14 protein-coding genes are annotated in these 21586 nt (G+C 69.6%); 11 read left to right on the top strand and 3 right to left on the bottom strand.

Features of this window, described 5'->3' with window-relative positions; genetic code table 11:
• Window position 1: 1 nt before the first annotated feature.
• From D7V97_RS00950 to D7V97_RS00940, 3 genes are all read left to right on the top strand, one after another.
• On the top strand, window positions 2-277 hold the full coding sequence (locus D7V97_RS00950) for a DUF5985 family protein (RefSeq protein ID WP_120608677.1): 276 nt from the start codon (window positions 2-4) through the stop codon (window positions 275-277).
• A 29-nt stretch (window positions 278-306) separates the two neighbouring features.
• Complete coding sequence (locus D7V97_RS00945; protein ID WP_120608676.1) at window positions 307-1242, top strand: aldo/keto reductase; 936 nt, start codon at window positions 307-309, stop codon at window positions 1240-1242.
• Window positions 1243-1409: 167 nt separating this feature from the next.
• Window positions 1410-4394, top strand: a complete 2985-nt coding sequence (locus D7V97_RS00940) for a GAF domain-containing protein (RefSeq protein WP_120608675.1) — start codon at window positions 1410-1412, stop codon at window positions 4392-4394.
• 21 nt (window positions 4395-4415) lie between these two features.
• Here D7V97_RS00940 and D7V97_RS00935 read toward each other — a convergent pair whose 3' ends face one another.
• Together D7V97_RS00935 and D7V97_RS00930 are read right to left on the bottom strand one after the other, a co-directional pair.
• Window positions 4416-4805 carry a DUF779 domain-containing protein gene (locus tag D7V97_RS00935; protein WP_120608674.1) on the bottom strand — a complete coding sequence of 130 codons (390 nt, stop codon included), beginning with the start codon at window positions 4803-4805 and terminating at the stop codon, window positions 4416-4418.
• A 2-nt stretch (window positions 4806-4807) separates the two neighbouring features.
• Window positions 4808-6334, bottom strand: a complete 1527-nt coding sequence (locus tag D7V97_RS00930; protein WP_120608673.1) for an aldehyde dehydrogenase family protein — start codon at window positions 6332-6334, stop codon at window positions 4808-4810.
• Between the two features lie 271 nt (window positions 6335-6605).
• Here D7V97_RS00930 and D7V97_RS00925 point away from each other — a divergent pair, with 271 nt between their 5' ends.
• The 8 genes from D7V97_RS00925 to D7V97_RS00890 all read left to right on the top strand — a co-directional run bounded on the left by D7V97_RS00925 (window position 6606) and on the right by D7V97_RS00890 (window position 21097).
• Entirely contained in the window at window positions 6606-8825 is a 2220-nt protein-coding gene (locus tag D7V97_RS00925; protein WP_255424737.1) for a CRISPR-associated endonuclease Cas3'', read from the top strand.
• A 22-nt stretch (window positions 8826-8847) separates the two neighbouring features.
• Window positions 8848-9516 carry a type I-C CRISPR-associated protein Cas5c gene (gene cas5c, locus D7V97_RS00920; RefSeq protein ID WP_120608671.1) on the top strand — a complete coding sequence of 223 codons (669 nt, stop codon included), beginning with the start codon at window positions 8848-8850 and terminating at the stop codon, window positions 9514-9516.
• Window positions 9513-11237 carry a type I-C CRISPR-associated protein Cas8c/Csd1 gene (gene cas8c / locus D7V97_RS00915; RefSeq protein ID WP_120608670.1) on the top strand — a complete coding sequence of 575 codons (1725 nt, stop codon included), beginning with the start codon at window positions 9513-9515 and terminating at the stop codon, window positions 11235-11237. The genes cas5c and cas8c overlap by 4 nt, the downstream gene beginning before the upstream one ends.
• A 49-nt stretch (window positions 11238-11286) precedes the next feature.
• Window positions 11287-12225, top strand: a complete 939-nt coding sequence (gene cas7c, locus D7V97_RS00910; RefSeq protein ID WP_120608669.1) for a type I-C CRISPR-associated protein Cas7/Csd2 — start codon at window positions 11287-11289, stop codon at window positions 12223-12225.
• Window positions 12226-15271: 3046 nt separating this feature from the next.
• Complete coding sequence (locus tag D7V97_RS00905; RefSeq protein WP_147444627.1) at window positions 15272-16639, top strand: hypothetical protein; 1368 nt, start codon at window positions 15272-15274, stop codon at window positions 16637-16639.
• 24 nt (window positions 16640-16663) lie between these two features.
• Window positions 16664-17116: a SitI3 family protein gene (locus D7V97_RS00900; RefSeq protein WP_147444626.1), complete on the top strand. Its 453-nt coding sequence runs from the start codon at window positions 16664-16666 to the stop codon at window positions 17114-17116.
• A gap of 589 nt (window positions 17117-17705) precedes the next feature.
• Window positions 17706-19673 (top strand): serine/threonine-protein kinase, encoded by a 1968-nt coding sequence (locus D7V97_RS00895; protein WP_199728662.1) that lies wholly within the window; start codon window positions 17706-17708, stop codon window positions 19671-19673.
• Between the two features lie 113 nt (window positions 19674-19786).
• Window positions 19787-21097, top strand: coding sequence for an AarF/ABC1/UbiB kinase family protein (locus tag D7V97_RS00890; protein WP_120608666.1), 1311 nt, complete (start codon window positions 19787-19789; stop codon window positions 21095-21097).
• A gap of 24 nt (window positions 21098-21121) precedes the next feature.
• Here D7V97_RS00890 and D7V97_RS00885 read toward each other — a convergent pair whose 3' ends face one another.
• A complete protein-coding gene (locus D7V97_RS00885; protein ID WP_120608665.1) occupies window positions 21122-21526 on the bottom strand; it encodes a response regulator in 405 nt (134 codons plus the stop codon).
• Window positions 21527-21586: the final 60 nt, after the last annotated feature.

Below are 21586 nucleotides of genomic sequence, written 5' to 3'. Positions count from 1 at the left end.
CATGATCAAGCCCCTGCTCGATGGCGCGGTGATGATGGCGTACCTCGCGTGCGCCCTGTTCTTCCTGCGCTTCCACCGTCAATCCAAGGACCGGCTGTTCGCCCTCTTCGCGCTGGCGTTCGCGCTGATGGGGCTCAACAACCTGCTCACCGTGCTGGTGGGCCCCAGCCTGGACGAGGAGCGCCGGCACTACCTGTACGTCGTCCGGCTGTTCGCCTACCTGCTCATCCTCGGAGCCATCTGGGACAAGAACCGGGCGGGGCGTAGCGCCGGGTGAGATGTTGTGATTCTGGGAGGAGTCACACCATGGCGGATGCATCGCTTCCCCGTTTCACCCCGCGCCGGGCCTTGGGGCGCACGGGCTTCACCGCGACGGCGGTGGGTATTGGTGATCTGGCGGACCGGACGGTGCCGCGCGAGCAACTGGTGGCCACGCTGCGCCGCGCGCTGGACGCGGGGCTCAACGTCATCGACACCGCGCCCGGCTACGAGGACGGCCTGAGCGAGGAGGTTGTCGGCGAGGCCCTGCGCGGCCGGCGCGAGGGCGTGTTCGTCATCGACAAGGTGGACGTGCTGGACGCGCCGGTGGCGCCGCAGGTGGAGGCGAGCCTCGCGAGGCTGGGCCTGCCCTCGGTGGACCTGTTCGCGCTGCACGCGGTGCGGTCGCTGGCGCAGTGGGAGGAATTGGCCCGGCCGGGTGGGGCGATGGAGCAATTGGAGGCGTGCGTGGCGAAGGGCCAGGCGCGCTTCCGGGGCATCTCCTGTCACCACCCGGACGCGCTGCTGGCGGCGGTGCGCTCCGGGCGGTGTGACGTGGTGATGTTCCCGCTGGGCCCGTTCGTGGACGCGCGCTACGTGGAGCAGGTGCTGCCCCTGGCGCGCGAGCGGGGCGTGGGCGTGGTGTCCTTCAAGACGTTCGGCGCGGGCAAGCTGTTGGGGGACACGGAGGGCTACGGCCGGCCGCTCCAGGCGCGTCCGCGCGGCAAGGTGTCCTCCGGCGGCGAGGCGCGGGACACGCCGGTGCTGCCGCACCTGTCCGTGGCGGAGTGCGTGCACTACACGCTCACGTTGGATCCGGACGTGATGTTGCTGGGCCTGGGCTTTCCCAACGAACAGGACGCCGCGCTGCACGCGGCCGCTGCCTTCCGTCCCCTGGACGCGGCCGCGCTCCAAGCGGTGCGCGAGCGCGCGCACGCGGCCATCCAGGACAAGGGCCCCGTGTGGTGGAACCCGCCCGCTTGAGGGCCCGTGTGCGCTGATCCGCGGCGAGCGGGCGGACGGGTTGGCTGGCGGACACTCGCCCCGAATCCGGGGGCCCTGGCGTCTTGTGGGCGGCGGGGGCCGTCATTATCCGAGCGACCTTGTGGTGCAGCGGCGCCGCCCTCGTGGCGCCATGACCCGTCCCTCCCATGCCCGAACCCTCTCACGAGCCTGCCTCCGAGCCCTCCAGTGAGCCTCGGCCGCCGTCCTTGCTGACGGAGGAGGGGGCGACGAACGAACTCCGACTTTCGGAAGCGGCCCCGGTAGGCGCGGGTGCGGAGGCCGCGTCCGGGCTCGCCTACGCGCTGCGGGAGGACGACACCGTGGCGGTGACGGTCATGGGCATGGGCGAGGCGGCGGAGAATGTTCCGTCCGGAGGCCGTACCCGGGAGGTGAGCCCTCCGTCTCCGTCCATGAGCCAGACCGTGGACGCCGCGGCCGCGATGCCCGGAGCCGCGTCCCCGCTCGTGGAGGAGGGGCGCTTCGCCTTCCTGGCCCGCGCGGGCGAGGCGCTGGCGTCGTCGTTGGATGAGCCCACGGTGCTGCGCCAGCTGGCGGACCTGGTGGTGCCGGGCCTCGCGGACTGTTGCGCGGTGGATCTCCTCACCGCCGACGGCACGGTGGTGCGCAGGGCCGCGGCGCACAAGGACCCCGCGCGGGTGTGCGACGTGTACGCGCTCGCGGAGCGCTGGCCCGTGCAGGTGAACGACCCCCGGGGCGTGGGCCGCGTGCTGGGCACCGGTGAGCCGTTCCTCCTGTCGGAGGTGTCCGAAGCCCGGCTCGACGAGGCCGTCGCCGCGGGAGACCTGCTGCTCGCCGAGCTCCGGCGCCTGGAGTGTCGCTCCGTGATGCGGGTCCCGCTGGAGGTGCGCGGCCGGGTGCTGGGATGTCTGTCATTGATTTCCAGCGCGCCCGACCGCCGCTACGGCGCGCGCGAGCTGGAGCTGGCGCGCGAGCTGGCCCGGCGCGCCGGGCTCTCCCTGGACAATGCCTTGCTGTACGGCGAAGCCCGTCAGGCCCAGGCGCGCACGGCGCGGCTCCAGGCGGTGACGGCGGCGCTGTCCCGCGCGGCCACCGAGGACGCGGTGGCGCAGGTGCTGGCGCGCGAGGTGTGGGAGGCCAGCGGCGCCATGCGCGTCGCGGTGCTGGGATTGGAGGAGGACGGCCGCCTGCGGCCCCTGCGCCTGCTGGGCTATCCGGACGATGCGCTGGGCCACTTCACCCGGCATCCGGGCGAGGAGGGTGGCCCCCCGACGGCGCGCCAGGACAGCCGACACGAGGCGGGGTGGTTCGCCTCGCTGGAGGAGTTCATCGCCCAGCACCCCCAGGATGCGCAGTTCGCGCGCAGCCTGGGGCCGGGCGCTCGCGCGGTGGTGCCGCTGTGGGGCGAGACGCGGGTGCGGGGGCTCTTGCTGCTCGCGTGGCCGGAGTCGCGCGCCTTCTCGTCGTCGGAGCGCGCCTTCCTGGAGGCGCTGGCGCACCAGTGCGCGCAGGCGCTGGAGCGGGCCTCCCTCTACGAGGCCCTGCGCGAGCGCACGGAGCGGCTGCGCCAGGCGCTGGTGACGGGCGACGTGGGCACGTGGCGGCTGGACCTGCGCCGCGGGCAAGAGGTGCGGGACGCGGCGCTCAACCACATGCTGGGGCTGCCCGCGGTGGAGTCCACGAACGACATGGGCGACTTCCTCCAGTACGTGCACCCGGACGACCTGGCCATGTTGGAGCCGGAGTTCGTGCGGCACCAGCTGAGGGCCCCCGCCGTCTTCGAGCAGGAGTTCCGCCTGGTGCGCCGCGACGGCGGCATCCGCTGGGTGCACAGCGTGGGTCAGTCCCTGACCGGGCCGGACGGGAAGGTGGCGTTCGTCACCGGCGCCATGGCGGACATCACGCGGCGCAAGGAAGCGGAGGAGCGGCTGCAACTGCTCCTGGACGCGAGCCGCGTTCTGGCGCTGCGCCTGGACGACGTGGAGCAGGCGCTGCCGGAGGTGGCGAAGCTGGTGGCGAACCACGTGGCCACCGGCTGCCTGGTGGACCTGGCGGAGCCGGACGGCACCCTGCGGCGGGTGACGGTGGCGCACCGCGTGCCCGCGCTCGAAGCGCGGATGCGGGCCTCCCTGACGGAGCCAGGCCGGGGGCCGGGGCATCCCGCGCTCCAGTGCTTCGCGTCGGGCGAGGTCTGCTTCGTCGCGCCCCTGGACGCTCCGCGATGCCTCGGGATGTCCGCGAGCGACGCGCACCGGGACCTGATGGACAGCCTGGCGCCCACGTCGGTGCTGTCGGTGCCGCTGCGCTCCCGGGGGCGCACGCTGGGCGTCATCACGCTGTTCACCGCGGGCGCGCAGCGCATGCTGGTGGCCGCGGACGTGACGATGGCGGAGGAGCTGGCGCTGCGCTTGAGCGTGGCGCTGGAGAACGCGCGGCTCTTCCACGACGCGCAGTCCGCGGTGCGCCTGCGCGACGAGTTCCTCTCCGTGGCGAGCCACGAATTGAAGACGCCGCTCACCAGCCTCATCCTCCAGCACAACCTGATTGGCCGGGGGCTGGAGGTGGCGGGGCTGACGGGGCCGGTGACCACCCGGCTGGCCACCGCGCAGCGGCAGGTGCTGCGGTTGACGGCGCTGGTGGACAACCTGCTGGACGTCAGCCGTCTGTCATTGGGCAAGCTGGTGCTGGAGCGCGCGGAGGTGGACCTGGTGCAGGTGACGCGCGACGCGGTGGAGCGGACGTCGGACCTGTTCACCCAGGCGAAGTGCCTGCTGCGGCTGGAGTTGCCGCGCACGCTCACCGGCCAGTGGGACGCGCTCCGGCTGGACCAGGTGCTGGTGAACCTGCTCACCAACGCGGCGAAGTACGGCGCGGGCTGTCCGGTGTCGGTGCGCGCGGGCCTCAACGCGGAGGACGAGGCCTGGGTGGAGGTCAGCGACGCTGGCATCGGCATTGAAGCGGACGCGCTGCCGCGCCTCTTCGGTCGCTTCGAGCGCGCCGTGTCGGACCGGCACTACGGCGGCATGGGCCTGGGGCTCTACATCAGCCGCCAGATCGTCGAAGCGCTGGGCGGCCGCATCGACGTGGACAGCCAGCCGGGGCAGGGCGCCACCTTCACGCTGCGGCTGCCCCGCGCTCCCCCGACGTCGTAGGGGAGGGCAGGGCGCGTCCGCTCAGTGCTGGGGCCCCTTGGGTGGAGGCCCTTCGCCTTCCAGCGCGCGGTGCTCGTCGTCGGTGAACAGGCGCGAGCGGATGAGGAAGCGCACGCCTTCGGGGGCTTCGACGGAGAAGCCGCTGCCGCGACCGGGCACCACGTCCACGGTGAGGTGGGTGTGGCGCCAGTACTCGAACTGCGAACCGGACATGTAGAAGGGCGTGCCGACGATCTGCCCCAGGTACACGTCCTCCTGGCCCACGCGGAAGTCGCCGCGCGGGAAGCACATGGGCGCGCTGCCGTCGCAGCAACCACCGGACTGGTGGAAGAGCAACGGGCCGTGGAGGCCCTGCATCTTGTGGAGCAGGGCCTGGGCGGCGGGCGTCACTTCGACGCGGGGGACGGGCATCCCTAGAAGAAGCCCATGGGCTTGGGGTCGTAGCTGACGAGCATGTTCTTCGTCTGCTGGTAGTGATTGAGCATCATCTTGTGGTTCTCGCGGCCGATGCCGGACTGCTTGTAGCCGCCGAACGCCGCGTGCGCGGGGTACAGGTGGTAGCAGTTCACCCAGACGCGCCCGGCGTGGATGCCCCGGCCCATGCGGTAGGCGGTGTTGGTGTCGCGCGTCCACACGCCCGCGCCCAGGCCGTAGAGCGTCTCGTTGGCCTGCGCGAGCGCGTCCTCCGCGTCCTTGAACTTCGCCACCGCGACGACGGGGCCGAAGATCTCCTCCTGGAACACGCGCATCTTGTTGTGGCCCTCGAAGATGGTGGGCTCCACGTAGAAGCCCTCCGCGAGCGCGCCGGGCAGCGCCTTGCGGCCGCCGCCGATGAGCACCTTCGCGCCCTCCTTCTTCCCGATGTCCAGGTAGGAGAGGATCTTCTCCAGCTGATCATTGGACGCCTGCGCGCCAATCTGCGTGGCGGGGTCCAGCGGGTTGCCCTGCACGATGCGCTTCGTGCGCTCCACGGCCTTGTGCATGAACTCGTCGTAGAAGCGCTCGGCGACGAGCGAGCGCGACGGGCAGGTGCACACCTCGCCCTGGTTGAGGGCGAACATGGCGAAGCCCTCCAGCGCCTTCTGGGCGAAGTCGTCGTCCTTCGCGAAGCAGTCCTCGAAGAAGATGTTGGGGGACTTGCCGCCCAGCTCCAGCGTCACCGGGATGAGGTTCTCGGACGCGTACTGCATGATGAGGCGACCGGTGGTGGTCTCACCCGTGAAGGCAATCTTGGAGATGCGCCGGCTGCTCGCGAGCGGCTTGCCCGCCTCGATGCCGAAGCCATTGACGATGTTGAGGACGCCGGGGGGCAGCAGGTCGCCCACCAGCTCCGCGAACTTGAGGATGGTGACGGGCGTCTGCTCCGCGGGCTTGAGGACGATGCAGTTACCGGCGGCGAGCGCGGGGGCCATCTTCCACGCGGCCATCAGCAGCGGGAAGTTCCACGGGATGATCTGCCCGACGACGCCCAACGGCTCGTTGAAGTGGTACGCGACGGTGTGGTCATCCAACTGGCTGAGCGACCCTTCCTGCGCGCGGATGCACCCGGCGAAGTAGCGGAAGTGGTCGATGGCGAGCGGCAGGTCCGCGGCGAGACATTCACGGATGGGCTTGCCGTTGTCCCAGGACTCGGAGACGGCGAGCATCTCGATGTTCTGCTGCATGCGGTCCGCGATCTGGTTGAGGATGTTCGCGCGCTCCGCGGGAGGCGTCTTCCCCCAGGCGTCCTTCGCCTTGTGGGCGGCGTCGAGCGCCTTCTCGATGTCCTCGGCGGTGGAGCGCGGGACCTCACAGAAGGGGCGTCCGGTGACCGGGCTGACGTTCTCGAAGTACTGGCCCTTCACGGGCGGCACGAACTGACCGCCAATGTAGTTGCCGTAGCGGCTGAGGTACTGGACCTTGCTGCCCTTCTGACCCGGTGCTTCGTAGACCGTCGACATGGGCGACTCCTGCGGGGGTTTTGAAGACGAACAGACGATAGGCAGGTGACGCTTCGCGTTACGTGTCGAAGAGTGCCTGTCAATGTCTGTTAATGATCGGAGTGGGGCGGGGGCAGCGCTGGTGAGGCACACATGGGGCCGGTCCGATACTCCTCTTCTGGGGGATGTCGGGGCGCTCAGGGCATGAGCCACGCTTCCGCCCCTCTCTTGCTTGGGGGGCATCCTGTCCGACTCGCCACGCACTCCTGCTGATCAGTCCGACTGGGCTCACGTGGATGAGCAAGGCCGGCCGCATCTGCTCCGGGAGCACCTGGAATGCGTGGGGGAGAAGGCTGCACGCTTCGCGCAGCGCTTCAACTCCGCGGAGTGGGCACGGCTTGCGGGACGGTGGCACGACCTGGGGAAGTACGTGCCGGCCTTCCAGAACATGATTCGTCGGGAGAACGGGCTGGAGGCTCACCTGGAGGAGGGGCCGGCGGGGCCCCGGGACCACTCCACTGCGGGGGCCCTCCATGCAAGACGCGTCCTGGGAGTGGACCTGGCAACGCCCCTGGCGTTCGTCATCGCCGGACACCATGCAGGATTGGCGGACGCGGAGGCATTGGCGGATCGGCTCACCCAGGAGTCCCGGCAGCGGCTGTATGCGCAAGTGCTGGAGCGGCCCGTTCCGGAGGACCTGCTGCGCGCGGAGGCACCTCCTTCGCTGCCTGATTTCCTGATGGGAGCTCCCGCCTCGCTCGTGCTGCGCAAGGCGTTGAGGCGGCGAATGGAGGTCTGGACGCGGATGCTCTTTTCGGCGCTCTGCGACGCGGACTTCATGGACACGGAAGCCTTCTTCGACGCCGGGCGCGCGGCCCTGCGCGTGGAGCCACCGCCCATCGCCGTCCTTCGCGACAGGCTCCAGCGCTACCTGGAGGAGATGCGCGAGCGCATCCGGGGGCAGGGGCCGCTGTCAGAGGTGAATCAGGTCCGCGCCGGGGTGTTGGAGGCATGTGTTGCGAAGGCAGTGGAACCGCCGGGCGTCTTCAGCCTGACGGTGCCCACGGGAGGTGGCAAGACGCTGGCGTCCATGGCCTTCGCCCTGGAGCACGCCGCGCGGCACGGGTTGGAGCGCGTGGTGGTGGCCATCCCCTTCACCTCCATCATCGAGCAGAACGCGGCGGTCTACACGCAGGCGCTCGGAGAGGATGCAGTGTTGGAGCATCACTCCGGCGGTGACCCGGAGCGTGAGACGCCGCGCAACCGCGTGGCGGCGGAGAACTGGGACCGGCCCGTCGTCGTGACTACGACGGCCCAACTCTTCGACAGCCTGTTCGCGAACCGGCCCGGCGCCTGCCGCAAGCTGCACCGGCTTGCGGGCAGCGTCATCGTGCTCGATGAAGCCCAGACGCTGCCTCCCGGTCTGCTGACGCCCCTGCTGGACATGTTGCGCACGCTGGTGTCCGACCATGGGGCGTCGCTGGTCATCTGCACCGCCACGCAGCCCGCGCTGGGACAGCGGCCCGGCCTGACCGAAGGCTTCGAGCAGGTGCGTGAAATCATTCCCGACCCCCGGGAGGCATTCCGGCGCCTGCGCCGCGTGCGTGTGCGCTGGCCTGTGTCGGAAGAGCCCCTGACACACGAGCAGCTCGCGGAGGAGCTGGCCGAGGAGCCGAGCGTGCTGGCCATCGTCCACCGTCGCGACGATGCCCGGCGGGTCTGCGAGGCATTGGACCGGCGGCTGGGGGACACGCGGACGTTCCACCTCTCCGCACTCATGTGCCCGGCGCATCGCAGCGAGGTGCTGCAGGAGATTCGCGCCCGGAGCGACAAGGGGGAGCCCGTGCGCGTGGTGTCCACGCAGTTGGTGGAGGCGGGCGTGGACCTGGACTTCCCAGTCGTCTACCGCGCCCTGGGCGGTCTGGATGCACTGGCCCAGGCAGCGGGTCGCTGCAACCGGGAGGGAAGGCTGGTGGGGCTGGGTGAGCTGCGGGTGTTCCTGTCAGCCACCGAGCCGCCGCCCGGGGTTCCGCGCACGGCGTTAGGCGTCACGCGTGCGTTACTAGGGGCAAACCCGGACCTGGACCTCTTCGACCCCACGTCGTTCGCGCCCTACTTCAAGCGCCTCTACGCGGCGAAGACGCTGGATGCCAAGGGGATCCAGGAGCAGCGCGAGGCGTTGCGCTTCCGGGAGACGGCAGCGCGCTTCCAGTTCATCGAGGACGACTGGTCCGCGCCAGTGGTCATCCCCTACGGCGATGCACCGGTGTTGGTGGCGGACCTGGAGCGGCACGGACCGTCGAGGGACCGGCTGCGCCGGTTGCAGCGCTACACGGTGAACGTCGCGCGCAGGCAACGGGACGACTGGCTGGCGAGGAAGTGTCTGCGCTGGGTGGCGGAGACGGTGGTGGTGATGGACGAGGCCCTGGGGAAGGCCCACGACGTGCGGCTGGGCCTGGTTCCCGAGCGCGTGGGGACGTGGGACCCGGCGGCGCTGCTGGTCGGCGGATGAACGCGATGCACAGGAGCGCGACATGAAAGTCCAGGAGAGCCGTGCCTTCCGCCTGCGGGCCCGAGGACCGGTGGCATGTTTCAGCCGGCCGGAGATGAAGGTGGAGCGCGTGAGCTACGAGGTGATGACGCCCTCCGCGGCGCGCGGCCTGCTGGAGTCCGTGCTGTGGAAGCCGGCCATCCGCTGGCGGGTGCATGAAATCACGGTGCTCGCGCCCATCGCGTGGACGAGCTTCCGCCGTAACGAAGTGAAGCAGCGCATGTCCGAAGGGGTGACGTTCTTCGCGGACGATCCGGACCGGCGAGCCCAGCGCAACACGGTGGCACTGCGCGACGTGGACTACGTGGTGTCCGCCTCGTTCCGCATGACGGAGAAGGCCGGGCCGGAGGACAGCGTGCGCAAGTTCGAGGAGATGTTCCAACGGCGGCTGGAGAAGGGGCAGACGTTCCAGGCGCCCTACTTCGGATGTCGCGAGTTCGTCGCCGCCGTGGAACCCGCGCCCGAAGAGGTGCGGCCCTTCCAGCCGGAGGTGGACCGGCCGCTGGGGCTGATGTTCTACGACTTCGACTACCGCGAGGACGGGGTGGTGCCGCTCTTCTTCGAAGCGCGCCTCGCGGGAGGGCGGTTGGTGGTGCCGCCACGGGAGGACGTGCTCAAGGCGCACGCCGGGACAGGGGAGGGCGGGCGATGATGCTCCAGGCGCTGAATGCCTATGCCCGGCGTGAGGGATTGCTGGAGGACCCGGACGTCGAACTGCTCTCGGTGGACGCGCTCATCGAGGTGGCGGACGACGGACGCTTCCTGTCGTTGATGGAGACGGCGGACGAGCATGGGCGGGTACCGAAGCGAGCGGTGCCACGCATTCCCAAGCGGACCGTGGCCATCCTGCCCGGCTTCTTCGTGGACAACGCCAGGTACGTGCTGGGGTGGGGCGGAGACGCCGCGAAGGCGCGGAAGAACCCGGAGCGCGCGGCGGCGTTCCGGGCCGTGGTGGAGGCCGTGGCGAAAGAGACGAACGACCCGGGAGCCAGGGCGGTGGCCGCGTTCCTGGCGAAGCTGGACTCGCAGTTGCCCAGGCTGTTGAAGCAGCGCGCGGAGTGGACGGGCGAGGAGCGACTGGTGTTCAGCTGGTCGGGGGATGACGGAGGGCTCGTCCATGAGCGTCCCGCACTGCGTGAGGCCTGGGCTCGGAAGCGGGGGGCGGAAGCGCAGGGAGCGGAAGACGCGACGCGGATGCGGTGCCTGGTCACGGGGGAGGTGGGACCGGTGGCACGCCTGCATCCCTCCATCAAGAACGTGCCGGGCGCGCAGTCCTCCGGGGCGGCGTTGGTGTCCTTCAACGAAGAGGCGTTCTGCTCGCACGGCCTGACACAGGGAGAGAACGCGCCCATCTCGCGAGCCGCGGCGGAAGGGTACGCCACGGCGCTCAACCACATGTTGTCGCGCGACGCCACGCGGCGCTACCGGCGTGGCGTGGCGCTGGGAGAGGGCGCGGTGGCGGTGTTCTGGACGCGCGAAGCGGATCCCGTGGTGGACACGCTGCTCAACGTGCTCGACCCCGTGCAGACGCAACAGGCGGTCCACTTCGCGGAAGCGCCGCTGCGCGGACTGGAACCGGGGAAGTTCGATGCGACGCCCTTCTACGCGCTGACCCTGGGAGGGAATGCGGCGCGTGTCGTGGTGCGTGACTGGCTCGAATCCTCCATCCAGGACCTCAAGCACAACGTGCTGCGCTATTTCGAAGACCTGCGGCTCGTGGGAGGCCGGGGCCGCCCCCTGTCCGTCTGGCAGTTGCTGCGCGCGGTGGAGCCTCCGGGACGTCAGGGCAATCCGCCCGGCCTGGCCGCGAAGCTGCTGGGCGCGGCGCTGGGCCCGAGGCCGTTTCCCCGCGAGCTTTTGTCCGCCGCACTTCGCCGGCTACGTGTCCCGGAGAAGGACGACGCCCCTGCCTTCCTGCTGCACGCGCGTTGCGCGCTCATCAAGGCCACGCTGCTGCGACTGCCGCGTGGCACCGCTGCTTCCCCGGAGGTGTCCGTGTCGCTGAGTCCAGACAGTCCCGAGGTGTCGTACCAGTTGGGCCGGTTGTTCGCGGCCCTGGAGAGGCTCCAGTACCTCGCGCTGGGAGACGTCAACGCGAGCATCAAGGACCGCTACTTCGGCGCGGCCATGGCGAACCCCGGCGTGGTGTTGCCCCGGCTGGTGCGTTTGTCCACGCACCACGCCGCCAAGGCAGAGCGGGCCGGATGGCTGGAACGACTGATGGGGCAGATCATGGGCCAGTTCCCCGCCAAGACGTGGCCCAGCACGCTGACCCTGGAGGCCCAGGGGCTGTTCGCCGTGGGCTACTACCACCAGCGCGAGGAGTTCTTCCGCAAGGCCCCACCGGCCGGCGCCCCCGCTGTCGAGTCCTGAAACCGTTCCGCGCCGGTCACGCAATCCCATTCCCCTGGAGTGCACTTCCATGTCCGAAATCAAGAACCGCTATGACTTCGTCCTGTTGTTCGACGTGAAGGACGGCAACCCCAACGGCGACCCCGACGCGGGCAACCTGCCACGCTTCGACCCGGAGACGGGCCACGGTCTCGTCACCGACGTGTGCCTCAAGCGTAAGGTGCGCAACTACGTCCAGCTCGTGCACTCGAATGCGGACGGCTACGACATCTACGTGAAGGAGCGGGCGGTGCTCTCCGCGCTCCATGCGGAGGCGTATACCCGCCTGGGCCTGAAGAACCAGGCATCTGGCGATGAAGCGAGCGCCGAGCCCGTGAAGGCGGAAGGCAAGAGCAAGGCGGAGAAGAAGCCGCGCAAGGCCACGGAAGGAGACGTGGTGCGCAAGGTGCGCGACGAGATGTGTCGGCGCTACTTCGACGTGCGGACCTTCGGGGCGGTGATGGCCTTGAGGGAGGCCAATGCGGGGCAGGTGCGGGGGCCGGTGCAGCTCACGTTTGGGCGCTCGCTGGACCCCGTGGTCGCAGCCGAACACACCATCACGCGCATGGCGGTGGCGACGCAGAAGGAAGCGGACAACCAGGGCGGTGACAACCGGACGATGGGCCGCAAGACGACGGTGCCCTACGGGCTGTACCGGGCACACGGATTCGTGTCACCCGCGCTGGCCCGGCAGACGGCGTTCGGGGAAGCGGACCTGGAGCTGTTGTGGAAGGCGCTGGTGGAGATGTTCGACCATGACCGGAGCGCGGCGCGCGGGCTGATGGCCACCCGGCGGCTGCTGGTGTTCCGGCACGCGAGCGAATTGGGCAACGCGCCCGCACACAAGCTGTTCGACACGGTAGGCCTGCGCCGCAAGGACGAAGCAACGCCGCCGCGCGACTTCTCCGACTATGCCCTGAGCGTAAGCAGCGTGCCGCCAGGCGTGGAGGTGGTGGAGCTGGGGGGATGAGCGGTGGGGCAAGCAAAGCCGACTAACGCGCTGTTGTCCTTCGGTGATGCGCTGCTGGCGCGCGCCGGTGGCGGGGGGACGTCCAAGTTCGCGTAGGGGAATTTCAGAATAAGTCGGAGACTTGGCGCGGGATGTGAACCCTGGTCCGGGCCTGGGTGAGCCGACAGCGGGTGGGGCGCGGGAATCGTCGAAACTTCTTTGAGAATTTCATAGGTTGCGAACGGTAGCGTGGCTCCGCTCTTCGGAACGGAGCGTGGGTTGAAACTTCACGTCCGCGTAGACCGCGTCGTTCCCACTCCGTCACTCCGCGCTTCGGTGCTGAGCGTGGGTTGAAACTGCTCGGTGTTGACGTAGCGGCAGTGAAGCGTGGTCGCTCCGCTCTTCGGAACGTGGGTTGAAACTGGACGAAGGTGAGCGACATCGTCAACGAGACGAACGTCGCTCTGCTCTTCGGAGCGGAGCGTGGGTTGAAGCTGCGCCGCGCTGCCCACCACACCAGGACGGATTGGTCGCTCCGCTCTTCGGCGCGGAGCGTGGGTTGAAACCAGGCGCGGGAAGGGCACGGCATGACGGCCAACGTCGCTCCGCTCTTCGGCGCGGAGCGTGGGTTGAAACAGCCACTCCTCTACGATGTTGTCGACAATGGGTCGCTCCGCTCTTCGGCGCAGAGCGTGGGTTGAAATGTTGGGGGTTGGGGTCCGGCGGGCACCTCACACGGCGTCGCTCCGCTCTTCGGCGCGGAGCGTGGGTTGTAACTCCGTCATGGCCCAGCCGGACCTGCATCCCGCGGTCGCTCCGCTCTTCGGAGCGGAGCGTGGGTTGAAACGAGGCGCAGTTTTCCGTGGCCAACGGTGCCGCGCTGTCGTCGTCCGCTCTTCGGAGCGGAGCGAGGGTTGAAACTTCGCCTCGGTGGGCGGGGTGGATAGGGCGGCGTCGCTCCGCTCTTCGGAGCGGAGGTGGGTTGAAACTCGATCAGCATGCCCTGCCGGCCGATGGCCTTGGGGTCGCTCCGCTCTTCGGTGTCAGGGGCCGGGTCAACGGACCGCATCCGGGTCGGCCAAGCGGATCGCGACTCCTGATCGCTTAGGACTGGCCGCTTGCGGCCGGTTGCCCTTTGCCCGCGCGCGGAGGGAGGGTCAAGGGCGAAGAACCGTTCAGGTTTCGGCGTAGCCGACCCTTGACGCCCCCGAGCACGCGGGCTGGTCGAACTGATCGGGACTGCGATCCGAGGAGGTGACCCACGAGCGATCCGATGGGGCGGCCCATGACACTTCGGAGCGGAGCGCGGAGCGTGGGTTGAAACTGGAACTGCTCCAGGCCGCTGATGACGACGGGCGTCGCTCCGCTCTTCGGCGCGGAGCGTGGGTTGAAACCACTACCAGCCGCTCGGCACCGGGAAGACGTACAAGGTTGCTCCGCTCTTCGGAGCGGAGCGTGGGTTGAAACATGGCAGGGGAGGCCAACCGGAAGGCGTGCGGCAAGGTCGCTCCGCTCTTCGGAGCGGAGCGAGGGTTGAAACGAGGTCGGCATCTGGCGCTAGGTTAAGGTTGCTCCGCTCTTCGGAGCGGAGCGTGGGTTGAAACCTCGGGGGCCAGGACGCTGCCGCCTTGACGCGGCGTCGCTTCGCTCTTCGGAGCGTGGGTTGAAACGCGCGCTACCGCGAGGCTGGCCATGGACGTCCCGGGTCGCTCCGCTCTTCGGAGCGGAGCGTGGGTTGAAACAGCAGCTCGGCGGACACCTGCTCAGCACTGGCCGCGTCGCTCCGCTCTTCGGAGCGGAGCGTGGGTTGAAACTCTTCCCTTAACCCCTTCTCACCCCGGAGTTCCGAAGTCGCTCCGCTCTTCGGAGCGGAGCGTGGGTTGAAACAGCCGGGGGGTATCGAGCCCTTCCACCACTACGGTCGGAGCGGAGTATGGGTTGAAACTCCAACAACTGCGTCGGCGACAGGTTGCTGCGCAGTCGCTCCGCTCTTCGGAGCGGAGCGTGGATTGAAACCGGATGAAGCTCAGCGAGGCCCTCGAATTCGGCAAGGTCGCTCCGCTCCTCGGAGTGTGGATTGAAACCAGCGCACCAACCCGATGGGCACGCGCCTCAAGATGTCGCTCCGCTCTTCGGAGCGGAGCGTGGATTGAAACGCGGAGGGCGCCTCAACCGACGAGGACGGGAGGTGAGCGGAGCGTGGGTTGAAGCATCTCGCTGGCGCGAGCGGATGGGGCGAACAAGGTCGCTCCGCTCTTCGGAGCGTGGGGTGAACCGCCGCACGGTGCGCACTCTGGACCTTGGGGCGGCATTCGCCTCGCTCTTTGGAGCGGAGCATGGGTTGAAGCTTGGGCGACGCCAGCGACAGCTCCATCCGCATGTTGTCGCTCCGCTCTTCGGAGCGGAGCGTGGGTTGAAGCCAGGGCGTCTGCGCGGAACAGCTCCTCGACATGACGTCGCTCCGCTCTTCGGAGCGGAGCGTGGGTTGAAACTCTCCCTTCGCGGGAAATTGCCCGGAGGCTATGAGTCGCTCCGCTCTTCGGAGCGGGGCGAGGGTTGAAACGCCATCAGCGCGCCTACCAGCACCCGGGACAGAGGTCGCTCCGCTCTTCGGAGCGGAGCGTGGGTTGAAACAGCTGGATGTGCCCTGGTTTCTGCACCAGTGGCCATGTCGCTCCGCTCTTCGGAGCGGAGCGTGGGTCGAAACCGGTAGAGCCCCGCCTCTAGATAGTTCCGCATGGTTGCTCCGCTCTTCGGAGCGTGGGTTGAAACTCCACAAAGTCGAGCTTGCCCGCTGTGGTGGCCATATCGCTCCGCTCTTCGGAGTGGAGCGTGGGTTGAAACTTCGCAAAGAAATCGAAGGATCGTGCCCTTTCTGTCTGAGTGGAACGTATGTCGGTGGTGACCTCTCGTCGCACCTGCCGCCAGGGCCATGCGGAGGGCCGGGCAGGCGCAACCCAGGGCCGAGAACCTCGCCACGCTCACACTCAACCCCCAAGTCAATCCCTCCCCTGGGGAATGGTGAGCGCCCTCCGCCCTGACGGACGCTGCCTGTCAGGAGGAAGGCATGGCACTGCGTTGGGGGACACTGCTGCTCTTGGGGCTCTTGCTGGCCGGCTGTTCAACCACCCGGGTTGTGCGTTTGGACACGGGTCAGGGCAGGCCCGTCGTCTACACCCCGCCCTCGAATGTGAAGCCCGTCCCGGTGGACGAAGACGCCTTCCACGCGGTGATGTCCCAGCTCGTCCTGGGCCTGCACTTCAACCTCCGCTCCGAAGCACCTCCACGCTCCCGCTTCCAACTCGCGTCGTGGGAAGGCGAGGACGACGCGCCGCCGAACACCTCTGGACGGGACTACCGCGCCTGGTGCGAGCGACAGGACAGCCCTCGCGAATGCCTCACGCTCCTCGGCGGGGGCCTGCCGCTCCTGGATGGCCAGGGACGGCGGGAACTCGCGCTCAGCTTCGCCTGGGATGGCGTCTGGGACGGCGCGCAGGACGCGGTGCGTGACGTCACCAACCCCCTGGTGCTCAAGGCGATGATCACCTCGGCGCTCGCCGCGTACATGGTCATGCTCGTCGTGCCAGAACCCGTGACCAAGGTCGTGGCGCTCGCGCTCACCACGTACCTCGTCGCCTATCTGGGCCTGGAGGTGTTCTTCAACCTCATCGACGGCTGGCAGCGCCTCACCCGGGACTCCGAGCGCGCCGTGTCCTTCGACGAACTCGAGGACGCAGGCCGCCGCTTCGGCAAGGTGATGGGCGAGGACGGTGCCCGCGTCATCATCCTGGCGCTCACCGCCGCTGTCGGAGGAGGCGCCTCCAATATCGCGTCCAAGGGCCCCCTGTTCCCGGGCTTCGCGCAGGCGACCCTCGCCGCGGAGACCAACGCCGGCATCCAGCTCTCCGCCGCGATGGCGGGCGGCATCCGCTCCATCTCCATCGCGGAAGGCAGCATGACCGTGGGACTCGCTGCCAACGCGGTGGCCATGTCCGCGCGGCATCCCGGCGGAGGCGGAGGCACCCACGTCCAGTCCCGCCTCACGGGACAGCCCTCGCGACCGGGCCCCAATGACAAGCAACCGGAGAACCTCCGCTCCATCGCTCGGGAGAACGAGTCCGCCCGCACGCTCGCGGAGCACGGCTACTCCGTGGAGCAGAACCCACTGCCTCCCGGCAATGGCACCCGGCCGGACTACCGCATCAACGGCGAGTATTACGACTGCTACGCCCCGACGACCTCCAAGCCGCGCAGCATCGCGGACACCCTGGCTGGCAAGGTCGAACGGGGGCAGGCCGAGCGCTTCGTCCTCAACCTCGACGACAGCGCCGTGGGCCTGGCGGCCCTCCGTCAGCAACTCACCGAGTGGTCCATCTCCGGTCTGCGCGAGGTCCTCGTCGTCCAGCGCGGCACCGTCCACCGCCTCTTCCCCTGAAGCACGACTAGGATGGGAGCCCGCATGGGTCTGGACTACAGCCTCTCCGTGTCGACCGACCTCACGCCCGCGGCCGCGTTGAAATTGCTCGCGGAGCAGGGCCCCCTTCCGTGGGAGGACGCCACGCACCTGGGCGCGCCCGGCTGGACCGTGGGCGTCAGCATCCCCGGTGCCCGCTCCCGAGCCCTCTGGCACGAGGCGTTCCACTTCCACCCCGACCTCTCCGTTGGCTTCCGTTACGCCTCCAACCACGACTTCAGCGCGTTCACGCGACTGCTGCTGCGCGCCGCGTTGATCCTGAAGCCGCACTGCCGCGAGGGTGTCCTCCTCTTCAACGGAGAGCACATCGTCCTGCGCTGGAGTGGAGACCCGCTCGTCTTCAACCAGGACTGCTGGCCCTGGGACGACGACGCGTGGCTCCAGGCCGAAGTGGGCCGCCCCGTGGAGCGCCGCAGCCTTCCATCCCCGCTGCTGTAGCCCCCGCATCCCGCGTCCCCACCGCACGCATCCCGCGTCCTGCCAGAAGCACGGGAAGCCCCGGCATCCATGCGGGACGCTTCAGCCCCGGGGGCTTTTTCGGGCTTCAGCGCCGGGATGATCCGCGCGCTCCTCGGGGACGCTCAGGGCCTTCCTGGCGCGCGCCGTCAGAGGCGCAAACGCGGCTTAATTCGAGAGCGGACACAATGTTTTCCGCTCTTGATGCTCAGGTCAGCGCACACTGGAAACCCGCAGGGGCCCCTGTCATCTTGACCCCACCACATGACCCGGCAGGTCATTGAAGGGTGTGAAGGCGGAAGTCGCCCAAGGTCTGGCGGGTTGAACGTATTCAGGTGCAGGGCGGAAAACTGTTCCGTTCCGGGGCTGTAAAAACTCCCCGGTTCCGTGGGGTGTCTCGTGATGGGCTGGAGCGCGAGCCGCGTAGGAGTGTCGGGAAGTCGAAGCGGATCAACCGTTTGGCGCGGACGTCCGCGTGAACCCCCCATTCCCGGGTGCTGGCATACCGCTCGCATCTGCCGCTGACGCCGTTCCACCCCCGCTTCGCCTGCTCAGGTTCCGGTCCCCACCCGTGCTCGCACCGTCGTCCCCCACCTGCTCCTGCGGTCAGCCCCACTCCCCGGCGGAGGCGTGTCCCACGCTGCTGAGAGGGCTGGATTCCGGTGGCACCCTGCTCTACGCGGGGACCCCGCCGCCGGGTCCTGCCGGCGCGGTGGGCCTGACGCCTTCGCCGCTGTCGTCGCCCACGCCCGTCGTCCCGTCCCTGGTGGGCCAGGAGTTCGGCCGCTTCCGCGTGGTGCGCGAGCTGGGCCGCGGCGGCATGGGCACCGTGTTCCTCGCGGAGCACACCCTCATCCAGAAGCGCGTGGCCATCAAGGTGCTCCACGCCCACCTGGCGCAGGCCCCGGAGCTCGTGGCGCGCTTCCTGTCCGAAGCCCGCACGCTCACGCTCGTGCAGCATGAGAACGTCGTCACGCTCTACGACCTGGACTCGCGCGACGGGCGCCCGTACCTCGTCATGGAGTACCTGGAGGGGGACAGCCTCGCGCACTTCGCCCGCGGCCCCATGGACCCGGCGCGGGTGGTGGACCTGATGACGCAGGTGTGTGACGCGCTCGGCGCCGCGCACGCGCACGGCATCGTCCACCGCGACCTGAAGCCCGCCAACGTCTTCCTCGTCCCCGGCCCCGGCGGCCGGCAGCGCGTGAAGCTGCTCGACTTCGGCATCGCCAAGCTCCTGTCGCGGCCCGCCGGGGAGATGACCACCGAGGTGGGCGTCCTGCTGGGCACCCCGGAGTTCATGGCCCCCGAGCAGTGCGGCGACGGGCTGGTGGACGCCCGCAGCGACATCTACGCGGCCGGCGTGCTCGCGTACCTGCTGCTCACCGGCCAGGTGCCCTTCTACGGGCGCACCGCGGCGGAGATCCTCGTCGGCCACCTCCAGAAGGAGCCCGTGCCGCCGCACGAGGTGTGCCCCGCCGTGCCGCAGGCCCTGTCCAAGGTGCTGCTGCGCGCGCTGGCCAAGAAGCCCGAACACCGCTTCGCCTCCGCCGCGGAGCTGAGGGCCGCCCTGGAGTCCGCGCTCGCCCCGCCGCCCGCGCCCTCGCCCGCGGTGCCGCAGCTCACCGCGCTCCTGCGCGGCCCAGCGACTCAGGCCGGCGCCCAGGCTGCCACCCAGGCTCCCATCGAGCTGAAGGGCGAGTGGGTGGGCCGCACCGGCCTCTTCTTCCAACTGGCCACCCCGCCGCCCGTGCTCCTGTCGGATGTGTCGCTGGTGCTCCGGCTGCCCGGCGGCGATCTGCCGTGCACCGCCCAGGTGGTGCGCCACGTCACGGCCGAGCAGGCGCAGGCGTGGAACATGTCCCCCGGCTTCGGCGTGCAGCTGCGCGACACCGGCACGGGCTTCCAGGCCACGCTCACCCAGCTGCGCAACAGCACGCGTCCCTCGGCCCCGCAGGCCGCCGCGACCGCCGCGGTCGCCGCCATGCCCGCGCCGGAGGATCCGCAGGCGGAGAGCGTCCTGCAGGGCTTCCGCCGCCGGCTCGCCGGGGACCCGTACGCCGTGCTGGAGCTGCCGCGCGACGCCACGCTGGAGGCCGTGCGCACCGCGGCCCAGCGCGCTCGCGGCGCCCTGGAGCTCTTGAAGACGCGCCCGCTGTCGGAGGCCCAGAAGGCCCAGGTGGAGCGCGCCATGGAGCGCGTCAGCGGGGCGCTGCACACGCTGGGCAACGTGGAGCGGCGCGTGGAGTACGACGCCACGCTGGGCAATGTGGAGGGCATCGAGCGGTGCCTCGCCGCGGGCCTCACCGCCACCATGCTGGAGCAGTGCCGCCGCCGCTTCCTCGCGGGCAACACCGGCCGCGAGGGCCGCGCCGCCGTGCACCGGCTGTCCGGGGACGCGCTGGCGTCCGTGGGCCGGCTGGAAGAGGCGCTCGCCGCCTACGAGCAGGCCGTCCGCGCGGACCCTCTGGACCTGGAGGGGCTGAAGCGCTGGCGCTTCCTGCGCGCCCGGGTCCGCGGCACGACCGGCCCCCGTTAAGGTCGGTCGCCAAAGTCGGTCGCCAAAGTCGGTCGCCCGGCCACCGGCCACGCATCTGGACAGCGGTTGCCTTGCGTATGGGGGGGGAGTCCTCGTTAATCCTCTCCTCGCCCATGGCCTCCGAACCTGACGACAAGCTGCCGCCCCAGGGGCGGTTCAACCGACTGCGCAAGCTGGCGGGCCTCTCCATGCACGTGGGCTCGGAGGTGCTCAAGACGGGCGCCAAACGGCTCTCCGGCTCCAGTCCGTCGGAGTTCCTCAGCCTGGGCACCGCGGAGAAGCTGGTCGCCACCCTGGGGGAGATGAAGGGCGCGGCCATGAAGCTGGGCCAGGCGCTCTCCATGGATCAGGACCTGCTCACGCCAGAGGTCCGCCAGATGCTGGCGCGGCTGCAGAACCAGGCGCCCGCCATGTCCTACGCCCAGGTGTCCCGCGTGGTGAAGGAGGAGCTGGGCGCCCCGCCGGAGGAGCTGTTCCGCGACTTCTCCAAGGAGGCGCTGGCCGCCGCGTCGCTCGGCCAGGTGCACCGGGCGGTGCTCCACGACGGCCGGCAGGTGGCGGTGAAGGTGCAGTACCCGGGCATCGACGCGTCCATGGGCCACGACATGGACAACCTGGGCATGGTCGTGAAGACCGTCTCCAAGACGTCGCGGATGATGGACGGCACCGCCTACTTCCAGGAGTTCCGCGACGAGCTGATGCTGGAACTGGACTACCGCCGCGAGGCGAGGCTCGCCGCCGGCTTCGCCAGGAGCGTGGCGAAGCTGCCGGACCTGTACGTGCCGCAGGTCATCGAGGACCGGAGCGCGAGCCGCGTCCTCACGCTGGAACTCTTGGAGGGCCTGACGCTGAAGGACTGGGTGACGACGTCCCCGGACAACGACGCGCGCTTCCGCGTCGCGCGCCAGCTCATCCGCGCCACCTACGGCCCCTTCCTGGACGCGGGTGAAATCCACGCGGATCCGCACCCGGGCAACTTCATGGTGATGCCGGACGGGCGCATGGGCCTGTTGGACTTCGGCTCCATCAAGCGCTTCAGCCCGGGCTTCGTGGACTCCAACCGCCGCATGTTCCACCAGGCGCTGCGCCTGGAGACGCTGGACGTGCTGGGCCTGTGTCGCGAGGTCGGCTTCACGGTGGAGCTGCCGGAGCCGGAGGCGGAGGCGCTCTTGCGCGAGGTGCTGCACATCGCCGGGCGGCCCATGCGCGCGGCGCCGTACGACTACGGCACCTGCGACATCAACCGCGACATGCGCAACCACTTCACCCGCAACGCCGCGCGCTTCCTGCGCATCAAGCCGCCCCCGGAAGCGATGATGTTCTTCCGCGCCACCGGGGGGCTGGCCCAGAACCTGCGCCTGCTGGGCGCGAACGGCGACTTCCGGCAGGTGTTCCTGGAGGTCGGCGCGCTCGTGCCCGCGTAGTGGGCCGTGAGGGCCCGGGCGCCGTTACTTCGCGGGGGCCGCGGCGCCGCGGGGGCGCTTGTGCAGCCGCTCCAGCTTGCGCGCCAGGTCCGCGCCCTGGGTGCTCTTGGACAGGTAGCTGTCCGCGCCCGCGGCCAGCGCCAGCGCGCGCAGCTTGGCCTCGTCGGAGGCGGAGTAGAGGACGAAGCGCGTGTGCTCCGGGGCCTGCTGCCGCGCCAGGGCCAGCACCTTGTCGCCGCTGAGCGCGGGGATGTTCACGTCCAGCAGGACGATGTCCGGCGCCGTCGTGCGCACCAGGTTGGAGACCCCCAACGACGAGCGGTGCGTGCGCACCTCGAAGTTGTAGGACGACAGCGCACGCTCCGTCAGCGCGAGCTGGTCCGGGTCATCGTCCACGATGAGGACGCGAATCTTGGGCTCCGACGACATGGTGGCTCCCCCTGGAACCGACAGTTGGGATGCCCTGGTCACGTTGCCCCAGCAACCAGC

Origin of the sequence: Corallococcus sp. CA053C (assembly GCF_003611675.1) — a bacterium.
Lineage (GTDB): Bacteria > Myxococcota > Myxococcia > Myxococcales > Myxococcaceae > Corallococcus.
This window is presented reverse-complemented; position numbering and strand designations above follow the sequence as displayed.